This window comes from Aeromonas sp. S19(2024), from assembly GCF_041402625.1.
GTDB lineage: Bacteria > Pseudomonadota > Gammaproteobacteria > Enterobacterales > Aeromonadaceae > Aeromonas > Aeromonas caviae.
Genome location: NZ_JBGLQU010000001.1, coordinates 284,506 through 300,514, shown reverse-complemented (window position 1 = coordinate 300,514; position 16,009 = coordinate 284,506). Strand labels below are relative to the sequence as shown.

Below are 16,009 nucleotides of genomic sequence, written 5' to 3'. Positions count from 1 at the left end.
TCAGTGGCCGTAGCGCTCGGCCCAGGCCGCTTCCAGCCGCGTCTGCCAGCTGGGGTGGGGCTCTGCCACTCCCTTGAAGCGCAATGCCGGACGGGTCTGGCCTGGCAGCGCCTCCTGGCGCAGCACGCTGGGATCCCCCCAGAAGGCGGGGTCGCTCTTGCGCGCCTGGGCGGCGGGGCTCAGCAGGAAGTTGACCACCACCTTGGCCCCGGCCCGGGCGGAGGCATTGAAGGGGATGGCGAGGAAATGGCTGTTGGTGAGCGCCCCTTTCTCCATGGCGATGGCCTGGACGGTGGGGGGCAGGGTGCCGTTTTGCACCGAACTCTGGGCTTCCCCCGGGTTGAAGCTGATGGCCATAGCCAGCTCGCCGTCATCGAGCAACTGCCTGGTTTCGGCGGCGCCGGTGGGGAAGAGCCTGCCCTTGCGCCAGAGCGCGGGGTGAAGCTGGTCGAGCCAGGCCCAGAGAGGGGCGGTGACGCGAAGGAAGTCGGCATCGGTCGCCTCCCGGTAGAGGGGCGCCGGATCCGGTGTCAGCTCCAGCAGGATCTGCTTGAGAAAGCTCGAGCCGTGAAACTGGGGAGGCTTGGGGTAGGTGAAGCGGCCGGGGTGAGACTTGGCCCAGGCCAGCAGGGCGGCCGCCGAGGTGGGAGGTGCGTCTACCTGGTCGCCATCCACCATCAGATTGAGCTGGCCTATGCCCCAGGGGGCCTCCAGCCCCTCGACCGGCACGGTGAAGTCTTCACTCACCGGCAGGGCGGTGTCCACCAGGGCCATGTTGGGCAGCTCGTCGGTAAAGGGGGCTCCCAGCAGCCCCTGCTCCTTGAGCGCCTTGAAGTTCTCGCCGTTGACCCAGAGCAGGTCGATGGGGCCGTTCGACGTCTTGCCAGCCTGTTTGCCGGCCAGCAACTGGCTCACGCTCTGGGCGATGTCATCCACCTTCACCTGCACCAGCTCGACCTGGTACTGGCGAGCGATCTCCTGCCTGGCCCACACCAGGTAGGCGTTGATCTCGGGGCTGCCCCCCCAGGCGTTGAAGTAGACAGTTTGCCCCTTGGCGGACAGCAGGGTCTGCTGCCACGACGCGTCATTGGCGTGGAGCGGGGAGGCCAGCAGCAGGGGGACAGCTGCCATCAGGGGACGGAGCAGGGCGCGAAGTCGGGTCTTGAACATGATGGTTGCCTCGTCAGAGTCAGGCGCCGCGGCGCCAGCGGTGATAACGGGCCAGCAGCGCCAGCAGGCGCCCGGGCTGGCGGGCACGGCGCCAGGCGCCAGCCACGTACTTGTTCCCCTCCATCAGGGTGGGGTAGGGGTGAACGGTGGCGAGGATCTTGCCAAGTCCCAGGCGGTGGCGCATGGCGAGGGCAAACTCGGCGATCCGCTCGCCGGCGTGAGCACCCACTATGGTGGCCCCGAGTATCCTGTCACGGCCCGGCACCGTCAGCACCTCGACAAAGCCCCCTGACTCGCCGTCGGCGATGGCTCTGTCCAGCTCGGCCATCTCGAAGCGGGTCGACTCGAAGGGGATGCCTCGGGCCCGAGCCTCTTTCTGGTTGAGGCCGACCCTGGCTATCTCCGGACTGGTATAGGTGGCCGCCGGCATGACCCTGTAGTCTGCCCGAAAGCGCCTGAACTGGCCAAAGAGGGCGTTGATGGCGGCATACCAGGCCTGATGGGCGGCAAAATGGGTGAACTGGTAGGGGCCGGCAACGTCCCCCACCGCCAGGATGCTGGGGTAGTTGGTGGCGAGGAAGCCGTCGATGGCCAGGGTGCCGCCGGGGGCCAGTTCAACCCCCAGCGCTTCCAGCCCGAAACCGCTCACGTTGGCCTCCCGGCCAAGGGCCAGCAGCAGCTGGTCCCCCTCAATCACCAGCGTCTCGTCCCCCCGGCGCAGGTGCAGCCGGATGGGCAGGTTGGCGCCTTTACCGTCCATATACCCGGCCGAGGTAGCCTGCCAGCCGAGGTGCAGGGTGACGCCGTCGTGCTCCAGCTGCGCGGCCAGGGCCCCGGCGACGTCCCTATCTTCCCGGGGCAGCAGCTGAGGGCCTTGCTCCACCAGGGTGACGGGGATACCGAGCAAGGCCAGGCTCTGGGCCAGCTCGCAGCCGATGGGGCCCCCTCCCAGCACCAGCAGATGGCGGGGGGGCTCACGCAGTCGCTGCCAGAGGGTGTCGGAGGTGAGGTAGGGAACCCTGTCCAGCCCCGGCAGTGCGGGCACCCGGGGTCGGGCGCCGGTGGCGATCACGATATGACGGCTGGTCAGGCGCTTGCCGTTGACCTCCACCTCCCAGGGAGAGGTGACTCGCGCCCGCCCCTGGATGCACTCCACCCCAAGTCCTTCATAGCGCGCCACCGAGTCGTGGGGTTCGACCTCCTCGATGACCCGGGCGACCCGCGCCATCACGGCGGCAAAGTCGGCGCGGCTCTGGCTCGGGGTAAAACCAAGCTCCCCGGCCTTGCGCTGTTCAAAGGCGAAGCGGGCGCTTCGGATCAGCGCCTTGGAGGGGACGCAGCCGGTATGGAGGCAATCCCCCCCCATCCTGTGCTGCTCGATGAGGGCCACTCTGGCTTTCACCGCGGCGGCGATGTAGCTGGTGACCAGACCTCCGGCGCCGGCGCCTATCACCAGCAGGTTGTAGTCAAAGTGCGCCGGCTTGCGGTAGGGGGAGTGCAACCGGTAGAGGGCGAGACGGCGCTGCAAGGCACGCATCAGCCAGGGCATCAGGCCGAGCAGGGTCAGGGCGGCCAGCAGGCCGGGGGAGAAGAGGTTGCCTGTGCTGGTGAGGGTAGCCAGCTCGCTCCCCGCCAGCACGTAGACGAGGGTGCCCGGCAGCATGCCGAGTTGGCTGACCCAGTAGTAGGTGCTGACTCTGATGGGGGTGAGCCCCATCACCAGGTTGACCAGAAAGAAGGGGAAGAGGGGGATGAGGCGCAGGCTCAGCAGATAGAAGGCCCCCTCCTTTTGCATGCCGGTCTGAACGCTCGCCAGCTTGTCGCCAAAGCGTGTCTCGACCCAGTCCCGCAGCAGGAAGCGGGCGCTGAGAAAGGCCAGGGTGGCGCCGAGGGAGCTGGCAAAGGAGACCAGCAAGAGCCCCCACAGGATGCCGAAGACGGCGCTGCCCGCCAGGGTGAGCAGGGCAGCCCCCGGCAGGGAGAGGGCGGTGGTGAGCACATAGATCACCAGAAACAGCAGGCTGGCTGCGACAACATGGCGGTCGACCCAAAGGGCCAGGCGCGCCTGATGAGCCTGCAACTGGGTGAGGCTCAGATAGTGGTCAAGGTCGAGGGCAAAGAAGGTGCCGACCAGGGCCCCCATCGCCAGCAACAGCAGCAGGCGTGCCCTGTTCATCCCTGCCCCTTGTCGAGGGGGCTCTCGGGTTGCACCGGCAACTGGCAGAACCCCTGGGGAGCGATGTCGAGAGCGGCATTGAACTTGGCGGACATGTTCTGGAAGGCGATGAGGCCGGTGAGCTCCACCAGGGCGTCGTCATCGAACCAGGGCTTGAGGCGGGCGGCCTGTTCGTCGCTCACGCCATCCAGCCCGGTCATGGCCTCGGCATAGTCCAGCACGGCCCGTTCCCGCTCGTCGAACAAGGGGCTGTCGCGCCACCGGGCTAGCGCCTCCACCTTGTCGCTGGAGCCTGCCCGCTTGACGAGGGTCATGGCGTTGATGTCGACACAGAAACGACACCAGTTGAGCTGGGAGACCCGCACCGTCACCAGGGAGCGCAGCACGGGGTCGATGGGGGAGCGCTTGCGGTTGATGACGCCGTAGAGGGTGGCGACCGCGGCGAACAGCCTGGGGGAGCGCCCCCAGCACTTGCCCGGGATCAGCACCTGACCGTAGTTGCGTTTCTGCAGCCAGAAGAAGGGGCGGATGAACCAGGCGTAGGCCCGGTCCGGTTTGACCTCAATGCGCATCTTGTTCCTCTTTGAGCTTCTCCATCTTGGGCTTGTAGGCCCCGCCCAGGCGCTCGTTCAACCGATTCAGGAAATCGATGATCCGTGCCCGGTTGACCCCCAGATCGCTGCGCCCCTGGCGCGAGGCGGAGCGCATGTCGATACGGACCTCTTTGGGCCCGGCAAAGACCCGCAGGGCCACGTCATCCTGAAACCCGAACCAGCCGGTGGTGACGACGGCATCGATACCCTCGCTGCCCGGGCGAACCTGCCAGCCCAGCTCCGTCATCAGTTCCTCGGCTTCCGCGAGCACTTCGACCGGGGATGCCCGGGTATAGAGAGGACCGGGGTTGCCTGGAAATACTTGCAGGGGCGGGGGGGAGACCGGGAGATCCTCCGGGCTTCTGAGCTGCTCGGCCCACTGGAGCCGTGGCGGATGGTAGGGATCCGTGCTGACGTCGTTGGTGAGGGGGGAGCGCAGCGCCTGGACGAGAAACAGCAGGGGCAGCAGCAGGGGAGCAATGCCCCAGATATCCGGCCAGAGGTTGGTGGTGCGGCGATAACGCCAGGGCAGGCGCAGCAGCAGCACGAGGCTGAGGAGGGCGCTGGCGAGACAGAGGATGAAGCCGAGCCACCAGGGCCAGAGATGGGCGCGGCTGCCAAGGGCCCCGCAAAGGGGCAATAGCCAGGTCAGCAGCGGCCACCACAAAGAGCTGTGCATAAGAGGGATCCACGGGTCAGGATGGAACTATGCCCAGAAGGATAAACTTAATTGCCTGATAACGTTAGTAAATGATCACCAATCCCAGGCGTGCGGCTCAGAGAGCCGAAGGCCTCGTCGCCCTGGATCAGTTGCGATAGAGCACCTTGATGAGGTGGAAGCCGAACTTGGTGCGCACCGGCCCCAGCACGGTCAGCAGCTCCCCCTTGAACACGGCATCGTCGAAGGACTTGACCATGTCCCCCTTGGAGAACTCCCCCAGATCGCCGCCACGCTTGCCGGAAGGGCAGGTGGAGAAACGCTTGGCCATCTGGCTGAAGTCGGCGCCCTTGGCGAGCTTCTCCTTGATCTCCAGACACTGTTTCTCGGTCTTGACCAGAATGTGCTGGGCACAGGCTTTTTTCATCGGAATGCTCCTCGGCGAGGGGAAAGGGGGCGCAAGATTACTGCAATTGCGCCTCCGCGTCAGCCCCTCGGGCGCGAGACCCGGCTCCGGGGGCCGGTGGCCAGGGGGACCCTGGCCCGGGATTGCCAGAGGATCTCCAGCCCCAGCAGGGCATAGAGGCTCCAGATGGCCAGGGGATTGAGCCAGTTGCCCCCCATCTGCAGGGTGGCCAGGGCTGCGCTCACCAGCAGCAGGACTATGCCGGGCAGGCGCCAGTGGACAGGCAGGGGGGCGAGCAGGGCCATGCCCAGCAGCAGGGCCAGGCCAAAGGGCAGATTGAGCGCGGTGAAGGCGAGAGCCTGCTGGCCGTTCATGCCGGTCAGCAGGGCCAGCAGGGCGCTGCAGCAGGCCAGGAAGGTGATGAACTCGAGTCGGTCGGCGATGTAGTCAGCCAGTTGTTCGCTACGTAGGTGCATGGGGTCTCTCCTGCGATGATTGGGATCAGTGTGGGACAGGCAGGAGCGCAGGGGCAGCGGGATAAATCGATTGAATTGAACGAAGCTTTAGTGCCATCTATTCAAGTGATTGATTTAAACTTATTTTCCTGTTCAATAGCAGGCAGGGTGGGGAAGAGGGCACGGAGCAAGTCGAGGGGGACGGGTTGACGAAACCCGCCGGATGCGGGGTGTCCGACAAGGGTTGTCGCGAAGAACCGGACCCTGCTGCCAGCCCAAGGCCGCCAGGGGAGATCCGGCGTGGCGGGGCAGGTGGTGGCGTTTTGTTCGCCCCTTGCCCGGATAGTGCGCAGTTTGGCTCCTCACACCCGGCTGGCTCCTTGCAGGGCCGAAGCGATCCCCGCACCGGGGGTGGCAGAGCGGCACGCAAAGGGGCCCCGAGCGTGGGATTTCGCCGTCGCGATTATGCTAGGATGAGCGGCACTCGCCTGGGATGAGTCTCGGTATCGTACTAAATAACACAATCTTTAAATCATGTTATTCGGGGAAAATGACGTTTGACAGGATGCTATCCTACTTTTCTCACCGGGAGCACTTCATCCGGGCGATCCCGTCGCCCCGGGCCCGGTCTCTTGCTGCTCGCCCTCGCCCTCGCTCTCTGGCTGATGGCGATGCCCGCCATGGCGGCCAAGTTGACCTACCAGATCAAGGGGGTCAGGGGAGAGCAGAAAGACAACGTCGAGGCCTACCTCAACGCCCTGCCCGTCTACCAGGAACGCCAGTACCGCCCCGCCCGCGCCAAGATCACCGAGAGCGTACAGAAGGCGCTGCAGGTCTATGGCTACTACCAGCCCAAGATCACCCTGAACCGCGACAAGAAGACGCCCGCCAAGGTGGTGATCGAGATTGAGCGGGGGGAACCCGTGATCATCTCGCGCCTCGACATCCTGCTGGAAGGGGATGCGGGGAGCGACGAGGTGTACAGCGAGCTGCTGGACAAGCTGCCCCTGAAGGAGGGAGATCCCCTCAACCACGGCAAATATGAATCCATCAAGGCGGATCTCGGCAGTCTGGGGCTGGCCCGCGGCTATTTTGACGCCAAGATCAGCAAGAGCCAGGTCAAGGTTTTCCCGGAACAGGGCAAGGCGGAGATCTACATCCTGTTTCGCTCTGGCCCGCGCTACCATTTCGGCGAGATCCGCTATGACGCGACGCCGGAGGCACTGCACCTGATCCGCCCGCTCATCAACATCAAGAGCGGCGACCCCTATCTGGCGATCCGTCTGGCGGAGATGTCCCAGGATGTCTCCTCCACCAAGCTGTTCAAGCAGGTGGACATCAAACCCCTGATCAGCCAGGCCGAGGGCAACCGGGTGCCGGTGCAGGTGACCCTCTCCAACCGGGTCGATCACGAAATTGAGACCGGTATCGGTTATGCCACGGACGTGGGGCCGCGCCTGAGTGCCACCTGGGAGAAACCCTGGGTGAACCGCTATGGTCACCGCCTCTCCAGCACCGCCAAGATCTCGGCGCCGGAAGCGGAGCTCAGCTTCGACTACCAGATCCCGGTGGGCAACCCGCTGCGGGATTACTACTCCCTGCAGGCGGGCTATCAATACACCGACAACAACGACACCCGCTCCGATCTGGCCACCTTCGGGGTGCACCGCTGGACACGCCGACCGGAGAGCTGGGACAGAGACGTCTTTGTGCGCCTGGAGAACGAGCGCTACGTCCAGGGTCAGGACGAGGGGAACAGCCTGCTGCTGATCCCCGGCGTCTCCTGGTCACGGCTGCGGGTGCGAGGCGGTCTGGTGCCGGATTGGGGGGATCGCCAGCAACTGACGATGGAGTTCTCGAGCCCCTACTGGGGGTCCGACATCAGCTTCATGCGGGTGTGGGGGCGCAGCAAGTGGCTGCGCACCCTGGGCGAAGATCACCGTTTCCTGATGCGGGCCGAGCAGGGGGCCATCGTCGGGGATGATTTCTCCCTGGTCCCCCCCTCCCTGCGCTTCTTCACCGGCGGCGATCAGACGGTCCGGGGCTACGGTTACGAGACCATTTCGCCACGGGGGGACGATGGCAAGCTGACCGGCGGACGCTACGCCAGCGTCGGCAGCCTGGAGTACAACTACCGCTTCAGCGAGAAGTGGCTCGGCGCCCTGTTCGTGGACGCCGGGACCGCCACCGTCGACTACAGCGAGGCCTGGAAGATAGGCACCGGGGTCGGGGTGCGCTGGGTCACCCCCATCGGTCAGGTCAGGCTCGATCTGGCGGTGGGCATCTCCGAGGAGGACAAGCCGCTGCGGCTGCACTTCGCACTGGGGCCGGAACTATGACCCGGCAACCAGGCGCACATCCTCTTCTTTCTCTTTTCTGGCCGCTGCGGCTGCTTTCCTTGCAGGGGTCTGCATCGTGATCTGGGTAAAACGCATTTTCTTGTGGCTCATGGGCCTCTTCTTCCTGCTGCTCATCGGCGTCAGCCTGCTGGGCTTCACCCATCAGGGCAACAAGTGGTTGTGGCAACAGGCCAGAGCCGCGCTGCCCTCCCTCAAGGGGGAGCTGGTGGCGGGGCAACTCGGGTATGGCTGGACCTTCGAAGGGGTTGGCTGGCGGGACGAGCTGGTGGATGTCACCGTGGAGCGGGCCGTGCTGGACTGGGATCTGGGCAAGCTCCTGCAGGGCAAGCTCTGGATCAAGTCTCTGGCGGTGACTCGCCCCGTTGTCCGGGTGGCGGAGTCCGAGCCGGTGCCGGAAGAGCCGTCGGAGCCCTTCGTCTGGCATCCGTTGCCGCTCAAAATCCAGGTCGACAGCCTCAAGGTTGCCGATCTCGATGTGGCGGTGCCCGGCGTGACGATCACCCTCAAGGATCTTGACATTGGCGCCGCCCTGGATCGCGCCGGGCTCATCGTGCGCGGCCCCGTGCTCGATGGCCTGAACGTGGTGGTGGCACCGTCCCCGGTGGAGGCGGCCAGTGACAAGGGCGCCAAACCGGCGGATGAGAAAAGCGCCACCCTGGCGGCCGGCGAGGGCAAGGTTGCCCCCGGTGACAAGATGCAGGCCGCAAGCAAGCCCGAGCCCATGGTGCTGCCGGCGGTGCGACTGCCTTTCCCCATCCAGCTGGAGGGGCTGAAAGCCACGGCGTTCCGTTATCAGCAAGGTGAGCTGGTGGAGGGGCTTGACAACCTGTTGCTGTCGGCCACCGCCGAGGAGGAGCGCATCGACATCCGGGAGCTCTCCTTGCGCCATGCCATGGCGGATCTGGCCTTGAGTGGTCAGGTGCGCCTGCACGAGGATTACCCCCTCGCCCTGACTCTGGATGCCAAGGCGCGTCAAGGGCTGCTGGACGGGGAGCTCAAGGGGGAGCAGGTCAATCTCGTCCTGGACGGTTCTGTGGGCAAGCTTGGGCTGGCACTCAAGGCCAAGGGGCCGGTGGACGCCAATCTCAAAGGATCCCTTGCGGCCCTCGACCCGGATCTGCCCTTCGATCTGGCGCTGGACTGGAAGAGCCTCGCCTGGCCCCTGCACAAGCCCGCCAAGGATGAGCCCAGCTATCGGCTGGACAAGGGCACCCTGAGCGCCAAGGGCAAGCTCTCCGGTTACCAGTTTGCGCTCAACACCGCCGGCAAGGGGACCGATGTGCCCCCCTTCAAGGTGGCGCTCTCGGGCAAGGGGGATCTCAACCAGCTGAGCCGTATCGAGCTGCTGCTGGGGGCCCTCAAGGGGGAGCTCAAGCTCGACGGCAAGCTGGCCTGGAGCAAGGGGGTCCAGTGGCAGGGGACGACCGAATTCAAGGGGATCAACCCGGCGGAGCTGGTGCCCGAGATCAAGGGGGCACTGGCGGGCAAGATCACCAGCCGCTTCGATCTGGATGAGGCGGGCCACTGGCAGCTGGCCCTGCCCGAGCTCAAGGTGGATGGCAAGCTCAACCAGTATTCCCTGGCCTTGCAGGGCAGGCTCAGCGGCAACGACAAGATGGAGTGGACCATCCCGGCCCTGGCGCTGCAAAGCGGCCCCAACCGGCTGCAGGCCAAAGGCTCGCTCACGACCCAGGCCTGGAAGCTGGATGCGGATCTGGATGCGCCCAAGCTTGGGGGTATCTACCCGGGTCTGGGAGGGGACATCAAGGGCCAGGTGCGCGTCACCGGCAACCAGCAGGCGCCGCGCGTGAATGCCGATCTGGTGTCGGGCCGACTCGCCTACGCGGGCACCGTCCTCAAGGAGACCGTCATCAAGGCCAACGCCCTGGTCGGGGAGAAGCCCGCCGGTGAGGTGGCGGTGACGGTGGCGAGCCTGGCACAGGGGGAGACCAAGCTCTCGCAAATCGCCCTGAACCTGAGCGGCGATCTCGAGCGCCACGGGCTCACCTTGACCATGAAGGGGGATCCCCTGGCGGCAGACCTCAGCCTGAATGGCAGCCTGCGCGGTGACCACTGGCGTGGCGCCCTTGCCGAGCTGAAGCTCAAGACCCCCCTCAAGCGCTGGGCGCTGACCGCCCCCTGGTCTCTGGACCTGGATCTGCCGAAACAGCAGTTGACCATGGGGGATCTCTGCCTCGCGTCCCAGAAGGCCAGTCTCTGCGTCAAGGGGAGCCGGATAGCCCAGTCCCAGGGCAATCTGGAATTTGCCCTGAACGAATTTGATCTCAAGCGGCTGCGCCCCTGGTTGCCGGACAATTTCCGCTGGCAGGCGGTGCTGTCGGCCGACGGGCGCGCCAGCTGGCGCGGCAACCAGCCGACCCTGCACGCCACCGTGCGTACCACGCCTGGGACCTTCGTCGCCGACGAACTCAAGACCGACTACCAGCGCCTCGAGCTCGGGATCGATTTCGAGCGCCAGCAGGCCGCCATCCGGGTCGATTTCGCTTCCGAGCAGATCGGCAACATCGACACCGATCTGCTGATCCGGGATCCCGCTGGCCGCGGCAACCTCGGCGGTCAACTCAGGTTTGACGATCTGAAGCTGGCGACCTTTGCGCCCCTCATTCCCGAAGTGCGCTCCCTGCAAGGGGTCATCTCGGCGGATGCCCGCTTCGACGGTACCCTGGCTGCCCCCCTGCTGTATGGCGAGCTGAACCTGAAGGAGGGGGAGGTTCAGACCCACTCCGACATGGTGACCCTCTCCAAGCTGGTGACCCGCCTCAAGATAGAAGGCAACCGGGCCGAACTCGACGGCTCCATGATGGTGGGCAAGGGCCCCCTGGTGCTGGGGGGCTGGCTGAGCTGGGCCCAGCAGCCGGTGACTGGCAGCCTCACTATTCAGGGCAAGGAGTTGGAAGCCCAGTACCCGGGCATGGGCCGGGTCAGGGTGACACCTGACATCGCCATCTCTCTCGGGGAGGAGACCAGGGTGACCGGGCAGGTGGACATCCCCTGGTCGCGCATCCTGGTCAAGAGCCTGCCAGACAGCGCGGTAGCGGTCTCCGATGACGTCACCGTCATCTACGACGATCTGCCGCCGGTCCCCAAGGCGGCACCGCTGCCCATGGAGATCAGGCTCGCCATCCGGCTCGGGGACGACGTCCGCCTCGAAGCCATGGGACTCAAGACCAAGGTGGGAGGGGCCCTCAACATTCGCCAGGATCCCTCCAAGCCGCTCTCGGGCAACGGGCAACTGGAGCTCAGGGACGGGCGCTTCAAGGCCTATGGCCAGAACCTCATCATCAAGGAGGGGCGGATCCTCTTCTCCGGCCCCATCGATCAGCCCTATCTCAACATCGAGACCTATCGGGATCCGGATACCATCGAGGACAACGTGACCGTCGGGGTGCGGGTGACGGGGCCGGCTACCAAGCCGAAGATCACCGTCTATTCCGAGCCGCAGATGGCGCAGTCCGAACAGCTCTCCTATCTGTTGCGGGGCAAGGGATTGCAGACCAGCGGCGAGGATGGCGGCTTCAACGGCCTGCTGGTGGCGGGGGCCGTGAGCCAGGCGAGCGGCGTGGTCTCCAGCATCGGGGAATCCCTCGGCATGAGCGACGTGGCCCTCGATACAGCAGGCAGTGGCGATGACACCCAGGTGACCCTGTCGGCCTACCTGCTGCCCGGCTTGCAGTTCCAGTACGGGGTCGGGGTGTTCAGCCCCATCGCCGAATTCAAGCTTCGCTACGAGCTGATGCCAAGGCTCTATCTGCAGGCCATGAGCGGGGTGGCCCAGGCGGTGGATATCTTCTATCGCTTCACCCTGTAAGGGGGGGCGGATGACAAGACAGATGCCTGGGGGGGCGCTTATCCCCCTCTGCCCGACCTGCTGATGACAGCTGTCGCCAGCAGGTTCGGGGTGAGAGCGAGCATATATTGACGGGAGGCCAGGCCTCCCGTTTTTTGTAGAAGAAGGGGATTTGTGGAAGGCAGAAAAGCGAAAACCCGGCACAAGGCCGGGTTCTCTGAAATATGGTGGAGGGAGAAGGATTCGAACCTTCGAAGGCAGAGCCGTCAGATTTACAGTCTGATCCCTTTGGCCGCTCGGGAACCCCTCCACGGGGCATGACCTGATTGTGCGCACTTGAATGGTGGAGGGAGAAGGATTCGAACCTTCGAAGGCAGAGCCGTCAGATTTACAGTCTGATCCCTTTGGCCGCTCGGGAACCCCTCCCCAAGTGCGAGGCGCATACTAACAGATCTGTCGCGCTTGTGAACCCCTCTGCCGGGATTTTTAATGCTTAAAGGATCGGGTTGATGGCCGATAAGCAATGAAACCTTCATTTCCAAGATTTATCTCATGCTGCCCAGTGCGATTCGTGACCGCTTGCTCGTGGATGAGGCCCAGTTGGGCCAACGGCTCAACCAGGATCTCCGTGCGGGGGACCGTGCCGACTTCAGGCTGCATCTGGCGCTGCTGACTGATGCAGTGGAAGAGCAGCCCTGGTTTGATGCCCCGCCCAAGCCTGCGTCGGGTGAGCTGGATTGGCGCTCTCGTTTCGGTCTGATGCCCCGGGCGTCCCTGCAAGGCGGGGTGGAAGAGAGCGATGCCACCAGCCTCAACGAACGTCTGCAACAGGGCGGGTGCATGACGGATGTGAGACTCTGGCTGGCGCTGCGCTCCCCGCCACTGGTGAGCCGAACGCCCGCGCTGGATCCCGCGGTGTACGACAACCTCTCGGCACTGGGTCGCGAGCGATGGCAGGCCCGACCTATGGGCGCTGACCCCAGGGAGGAAGTTCCGCTGATGATGCTGCCGCTGCTCGATGAGCTTGCGCAAGGGGTGGATGCCAGGCTGCGCTGGCTGGGGTGACGGCACGGTAGAATGCAAAAAGGCGGGATAACCCGCCTTTTGCTTTATGAGTGGTGAACCTTGTCAGGCGTCTGCTTCGTCCGGTTGGGGCACTTCCTTGCCAGCGGCACGACGGGCGATGGGTTTTTCCGTGTGACGGTTGAGCTGGCGTTCCAGCTTCTGGCCCAGGTCCGTGATGGCAGCATAGAGATCCTCGTGCTCTGCCTGCGCAAACAGTTTGCCGTTGGGAATGCCGATAGTGGCTTCGACGATATACATCAAACGCTCTTTGGAGATGATCACATGGGGTGTGATGAGAGGCACCTGAAGACGCTCGAGCTTTTCAAAACGGGATTCAATGCGCTCGCGGATGGCTGGGGTGATGTCGATGATTTTACTGGTCATTTCGATTTTCATAATGGCCCCCTTCGGGTCGTCTTGCTTGTGTCTTCACCTCCAGATTACCCATGTCGCCAAATCAAAATGTGATCTATGTCACGAAAAATCCCCTTGGGAATCCCGCTGTCCATAAATTGTGAGCTTTTCCCGTTTCATGCCAAAAACCGCTTGAGCTCAGTGAAACAGGCAGGCAGTATCAGCAAATAGGATCGTTTCTGTCCCCCCTCGGCAGCGCCTTGTGTCGACCCGATGTTTGGTTTTTGCCGCATAGTCTCGAATTTTCTCCACCCACATCGCCTCATCGCATCGCAAAATCATTGCCATGCGCCGGTGGAGATATGCGCGCAAACGGATATGCTTTTCTGCAGGAGTCGGGGTGGATAACGTGGTTGTAGTGGTTGGAGTCGTAGATGAAGCAGCAAGCCACCCAGATGATGTGGTTTTATGATCGGCAGCATGGGCAATGGAGCCTGTCTGATCATGTCTCTTGTGAACCCTGGGCAGGGGAGGGAACCCACCCCTGGGCCACCCAACTTGAGCGGGAAGATGAAGCGGGTTTCGCCGATTTTCTTGCAAGACTCCACGATTCCTGCCAGCCAGGCCAGTTCATCGGTCACCTGCGCGATGAGGACGGCAAGGTACACCACGCGCTCTGGTACGGTCAGTATGTGCCTGCACAGGGGCTCTGTTGTGGCTGGCTTGCCCCCCTCGAAATGATGCATCGCGAGATGGATCGCGCCAACTCCCCCGCAGGCGTGACACCGCCGCTTCCCATGTTGCAGGCCCCCTTGCTGGCCAAGCTGGCGCAGGCGCTCTCCGCCAAGACGGGGCTCGATTTTTGCCAGACCCTGGTCAACGAGCTGGCCCATATCCTGGGAGCCACTGCCGTCTGGCTGACGGAGCGGGTTGGTCTCGACAGGCTGAGAGTGCTGGCGAGCCACGGCATCGACGTCAAGGAGTATGCCCTCTGTGACATGCCCTGCCAGCAGCTCTATCGCCAGGGGTCCTCCTGCGCGGTCCCCGTGAGTGAACCCCTGACCGGGTATCCTGACCTGCCCCCGTGCCAGCACTATTACGCCCAGCCGCTGCTCGATCGCAACGGTCAGATCCTGGGTCATCTCGCCCTGCTGTTCCCGAGCCAGACCCGGACCACGGATCTGGATTCCGTCCTGACCATCTTCTCGGTGCGCATGGTGGCCGAGCTGGAGCGCCTGCAAAGCGATGCCCTAATGCGGCTGTCTGCGGTGGCCTTTGAAACTCACGAAGGGATCATCATCACGGATCCCGAGTTCAAGATCCTGCGGGTCAATTACGCCTTCAGCCAGATCACCGGCTTTGACAACCAGGGGGTGATTGGTTTGCATCTTGGCAACGATCTCTGGTCGGGGTTGGGAGGGCTGGGTTACGAGCTCAACGCCCTGGATCGCTGGCAGGGGGAAACCCTGCGCCTGCACGCCGACGGTCACGCCTATCCCCAGTGGGAGATCGTCACGCCGGTGCAGGATGAGAAGGGGGGGATCAGCCACTATGTCATCTTCTTCGAGGATATTTCCGAGCGCAAGGCGGCGGAGCGCCGCATTCAGGATCTCGCCTTCTATGACGAGCTGACCGGCCTGCCCAATCGCCGTCAGCTGCACGAAACCCTGACCCAGGCGTTCACCGATGCAAATCGCAGTCACCTCATCGGGGCCCTGCTGTTCATCGATCTCGACCACTTCAAGACCATCAATGATTCCCTGGGTCACGCCACCGGCGACTGGCTGCTCAAGGAGGTGGCCAGCCGTCTCAAGCGGCTGGTGCGCCAGGGGGATTGTCTGGCCCGTCTCGGCGGCGACGAGTTCGTGTTGTTGCTGCCAGCGCTCTCCATCAGCCCGCCCCAAGCGGAGATGCAGGCCGATCTCATCGCGGAGCGGCTCATCGGGGAGATCGCCGCCCCCTATGATTTCAGGGGCCAGGTGCTGCACATCGGCGCCAGTGTCGGCATCACCCTCTTTCCCGGTCGGGAGCAGGAGGCGGGGGATCTGCTCAAGCAGGCTGACACCGCCATGTATCAGGCGAAATCGGCGGGCCGCAAGACCCGGCGCTTCTTTGATGCCTCCATGCAGTTGCAGGCCGACCGGCGTCTGCACATTCACAACGAGCTGCGCAGTGCCCTCGACAATGGGGAACTGACTCTCCACTACCAGCCCCAGCACATGGTGGCGGGGGGGGAGATCATCGGTGTCGAGGCGCTGATCCGCTGGCAACCCCCCGGGCGTGCCCTGGTGTCGCCCGCCGAGTTCATCCCCATTGCCGAGGAGACGGATCTCATTGTCGACATCGGCAACTGGGTATTGCACGAAGCCTGTACCCAGTACGTCTCCTGGGAGGAGAACGGGATCCACGTCCCCCAGCTCTCGGTCAACGTGAGCGCCAAACAGTTCCATGCTCCCGACTTCGTCGATCGCATTCACGATGTGCTGGCGGCCACCGGCATGGATCCCGCCTGCCTCAACCTGGAGATCACCGAGTCGGTGGTGCTGGGTCATGCGGAAGACACCATCAGCAAGATGGCGGAACTCAAGACCCTGGGCATCAGCTTTGCCATCGACGACTTCGGGGCGGGGTACTCTTCCCTGAGCTACCTCAAGCGGCTGCCGGCGGACGAGCTCAAGATCGACCGCTCTTTCATCCAGGACATTCCCAAGGATGGTGACAACATGGCCATCGTCGAGGCCGTGATCGCCATGGCCCGCCACATGGGGTTCAACGTGACGGCGGAGGGGGTGGAGTCCCGCCAGCAACTGGAGTTTCTGCAGGCGCAGGGCTGCCATTTCTTCCAGGGATACCTCGCCTCCAAGCCGCTCCCTGTTCCCTACCTTGAACGCTATGTCAGCCGCCAGGTACGCGGTGATCGCCCCGTCTGCACCGATAAAAATAGTGTGGCGTAGCCCCCGTGCT

The 16,009-nt window shown here is 64.0% G+C and carries 11 protein-coding genes and 2 tRNA genes; 4 read left to right on the top strand and 9 right to left on the bottom strand.

Annotation, left to right across the window (positions count from 1 at the left end):
- The 6 genes from ACB037_RS01350 to ACB037_RS01325 form a co-directional block, all read right to left on the bottom strand.
- Positions 1-1,170 (bottom strand): ABC transporter substrate-binding protein, encoded by a 1,170-nt coding sequence (locus tag ACB037_RS01350; protein WP_371174799.1) that lies wholly within the window; start codon positions 1,168-1,170, stop codon positions 1-3.
- A gap of 19 nt (positions 1,171-1,189) precedes the next feature.
- Positions 1,190-3,346 (bottom strand): FAD-dependent oxidoreductase, encoded by a 2,157-nt coding sequence (locus ACB037_RS01345; RefSeq protein WP_319918639.1) that lies wholly within the window; start codon positions 3,344-3,346, stop codon positions 1,190-1,192.
- A complete protein-coding gene (locus ACB037_RS01340; protein ID WP_161469597.1) occupies positions 3,343-3,918 on the bottom strand; it encodes a carboxymuconolactone decarboxylase family protein in 576 nt (191 codons plus the stop codon). Before ACB037_RS01340 ends, ACB037_RS01345 begins: the two co-directional genes overlap by 4 nt.
- Positions 3,908-4,618 (bottom strand): DUF1499 domain-containing protein, encoded by a 711-nt coding sequence (locus ACB037_RS01335; protein ID WP_371174798.1) that lies wholly within the window; start codon positions 4,616-4,618, stop codon positions 3,908-3,910. The genes ACB037_RS01340 and ACB037_RS01335 overlap by 11 nt, the downstream gene beginning before the upstream one ends.
- 127 nt (positions 4,619-4,745) lie before the next feature.
- The gene (locus ACB037_RS01330; protein WP_039039827.1) at positions 4,746-5,024 is read right to left on the bottom strand and encodes a peptidylprolyl isomerase; all 279 of its coding nucleotides are present in this window, start codon (positions 5,022-5,024) and stop codon (positions 4,746-4,748) included.
- Positions 5,025-5,083: 59 nt separating this feature from the next.
- Complete coding sequence (locus tag ACB037_RS01325; RefSeq protein ID WP_010674121.1) at positions 5,084-5,479, bottom strand: hypothetical protein; 396 nt, start codon at positions 5,477-5,479, stop codon at positions 5,084-5,086.
- A gap of 536 nt (positions 5,480-6,015) precedes the next feature.
- On the opposite strand from ACB037_RS01325, the gene ACB037_RS01320 reads away from it, so the two are divergent.
- Together ACB037_RS01320 and ACB037_RS01315 are read left to right on the top strand one after the other, a co-directional pair.
- Positions 6,016-7,797: an autotransporter assembly complex family protein gene (locus ACB037_RS01320; RefSeq protein ID WP_371174797.1), complete on the top strand. Its 1,782-nt coding sequence runs from the start codon at positions 6,016-6,018 to the stop codon at positions 7,795-7,797.
- A gap of 76 nt (positions 7,798-7,873) precedes the next feature.
- Positions 7,874-11,647, top strand: coding sequence for a translocation/assembly module TamB domain-containing protein (locus ACB037_RS01315; RefSeq protein WP_371174796.1), 3,774 nt, complete (start codon positions 7,874-7,876; stop codon positions 11,645-11,647).
- A 204-nt stretch (positions 11,648-11,851) separates the two neighbouring features.
- On the opposite strand, the gene ACB037_RS01310 is transcribed toward ACB037_RS01315, so the two are convergent.
- Both ACB037_RS01310 and ACB037_RS01305 read right to left on the bottom strand, forming a co-directional pair.
- Positions 11,852-11,936, bottom strand: a tRNA-Tyr gene (locus ACB037_RS01310).
- 31 nt (positions 11,937-11,967) lie between these two features.
- A tRNA-Tyr gene (locus ACB037_RS01305) sits at positions 11,968-12,052 on the bottom strand.
- Positions 12,053-12,178: 126 nt separating this feature from the next.
- Here ACB037_RS01305 and ACB037_RS01300 point away from each other — a divergent pair.
- The gene (locus ACB037_RS01300) at positions 12,179-12,691 is read left to right on the top strand and encodes a VC2046/SO_2500 family protein (protein ID WP_010674125.1); all 513 of its coding nucleotides are present in this window, start codon (positions 12,179-12,181) and stop codon (positions 12,689-12,691) included.
- Between the two features lie 63 nt (positions 12,692-12,754).
- Here the strand turns inward: ACB037_RS01300 and hpf are convergent, their stop codons facing one another.
- On the bottom strand, positions 12,755-13,087 hold the full coding sequence (gene hpf / locus ACB037_RS01295; protein ID WP_010674126.1) for a ribosome hibernation-promoting factor, HPF/YfiA family: 333 nt from the start codon (positions 13,085-13,087) through the stop codon (positions 12,755-12,757).
- Positions 13,088-13,479: 392 nt separating this feature from the next.
- Between hpf and ACB037_RS01290 the strand changes: the two genes are divergently transcribed.
- The gene (locus ACB037_RS01290) at positions 13,480-15,999 is read left to right on the top strand and encodes an EAL domain-containing protein (RefSeq protein WP_128273554.1); all 2,520 of its coding nucleotides are present in this window, start codon (positions 13,480-13,482) and stop codon (positions 15,997-15,999) included.
- The last annotated feature ends 10 nt before the right edge of the window (positions 16,000-16,009 follow it).

What these genes read in the sequence shown, in the direction of transcription:
- ACB037_RS01350 (WP_371174799.1), bottom strand. Translation starts at nt 1,170, where the DNA reads ATGTTCAAGACCCGACTTCGCGCCCTGCTCCGTCCCCTGATGGCAGCT.
- ACB037_RS01345 (WP_319918639.1), bottom strand. Translation starts at nt 3,346, where the DNA reads ATGAACAGGGCACGCCTGCTGCTGTTGCTGGCGATGGGGGCCCTGGTC.
- ACB037_RS01340 (WP_161469597.1), bottom strand. Translation starts at nt 3,918, where the DNA reads ATGCGCATTGAGGTCAAACCGGACCGGGCCTACGCCTGGTTCATCCGC.
- ACB037_RS01335 (WP_371174798.1), bottom strand. Translation starts at nt 4,618, where the DNA reads ATGCACAGCTCTTTGTGGTGGCCGCTGCTGACCTGGCTATTGCCCCTT.
- ACB037_RS01330 (WP_039039827.1), bottom strand. Translation starts at nt 5,024, where the DNA reads ATGAAAAAAGCCTGTGCCCAGCACATTCTGGTCAAGACCGAGAAACAG.
- ACB037_RS01325 (WP_010674121.1), bottom strand. Translation starts at nt 5,479, where the DNA reads ATGCACCTACGTAGCGAACAACTGGCTGACTACATCGCCGACCGACTC.
- ACB037_RS01300 (WP_010674125.1), top strand. Translation starts at nt 12,179, where the DNA reads ATGCTGCCCAGTGCGATTCGTGACCGCTTGCTCGTGGATGAGGCCCAG.
- hpf (WP_010674126.1), bottom strand. Translation starts at nt 13,087, where the DNA reads ATGAAAATCGAAATGACCAGTAAAATCATCGACATCACCCCAGCCATC.
- ACB037_RS01290 (WP_128273554.1), top strand. Translation starts at nt 13,480, where the DNA reads ATGAAGCAGCAAGCCACCCAGATGATGTGGTTTTATGATCGGCAGCAT.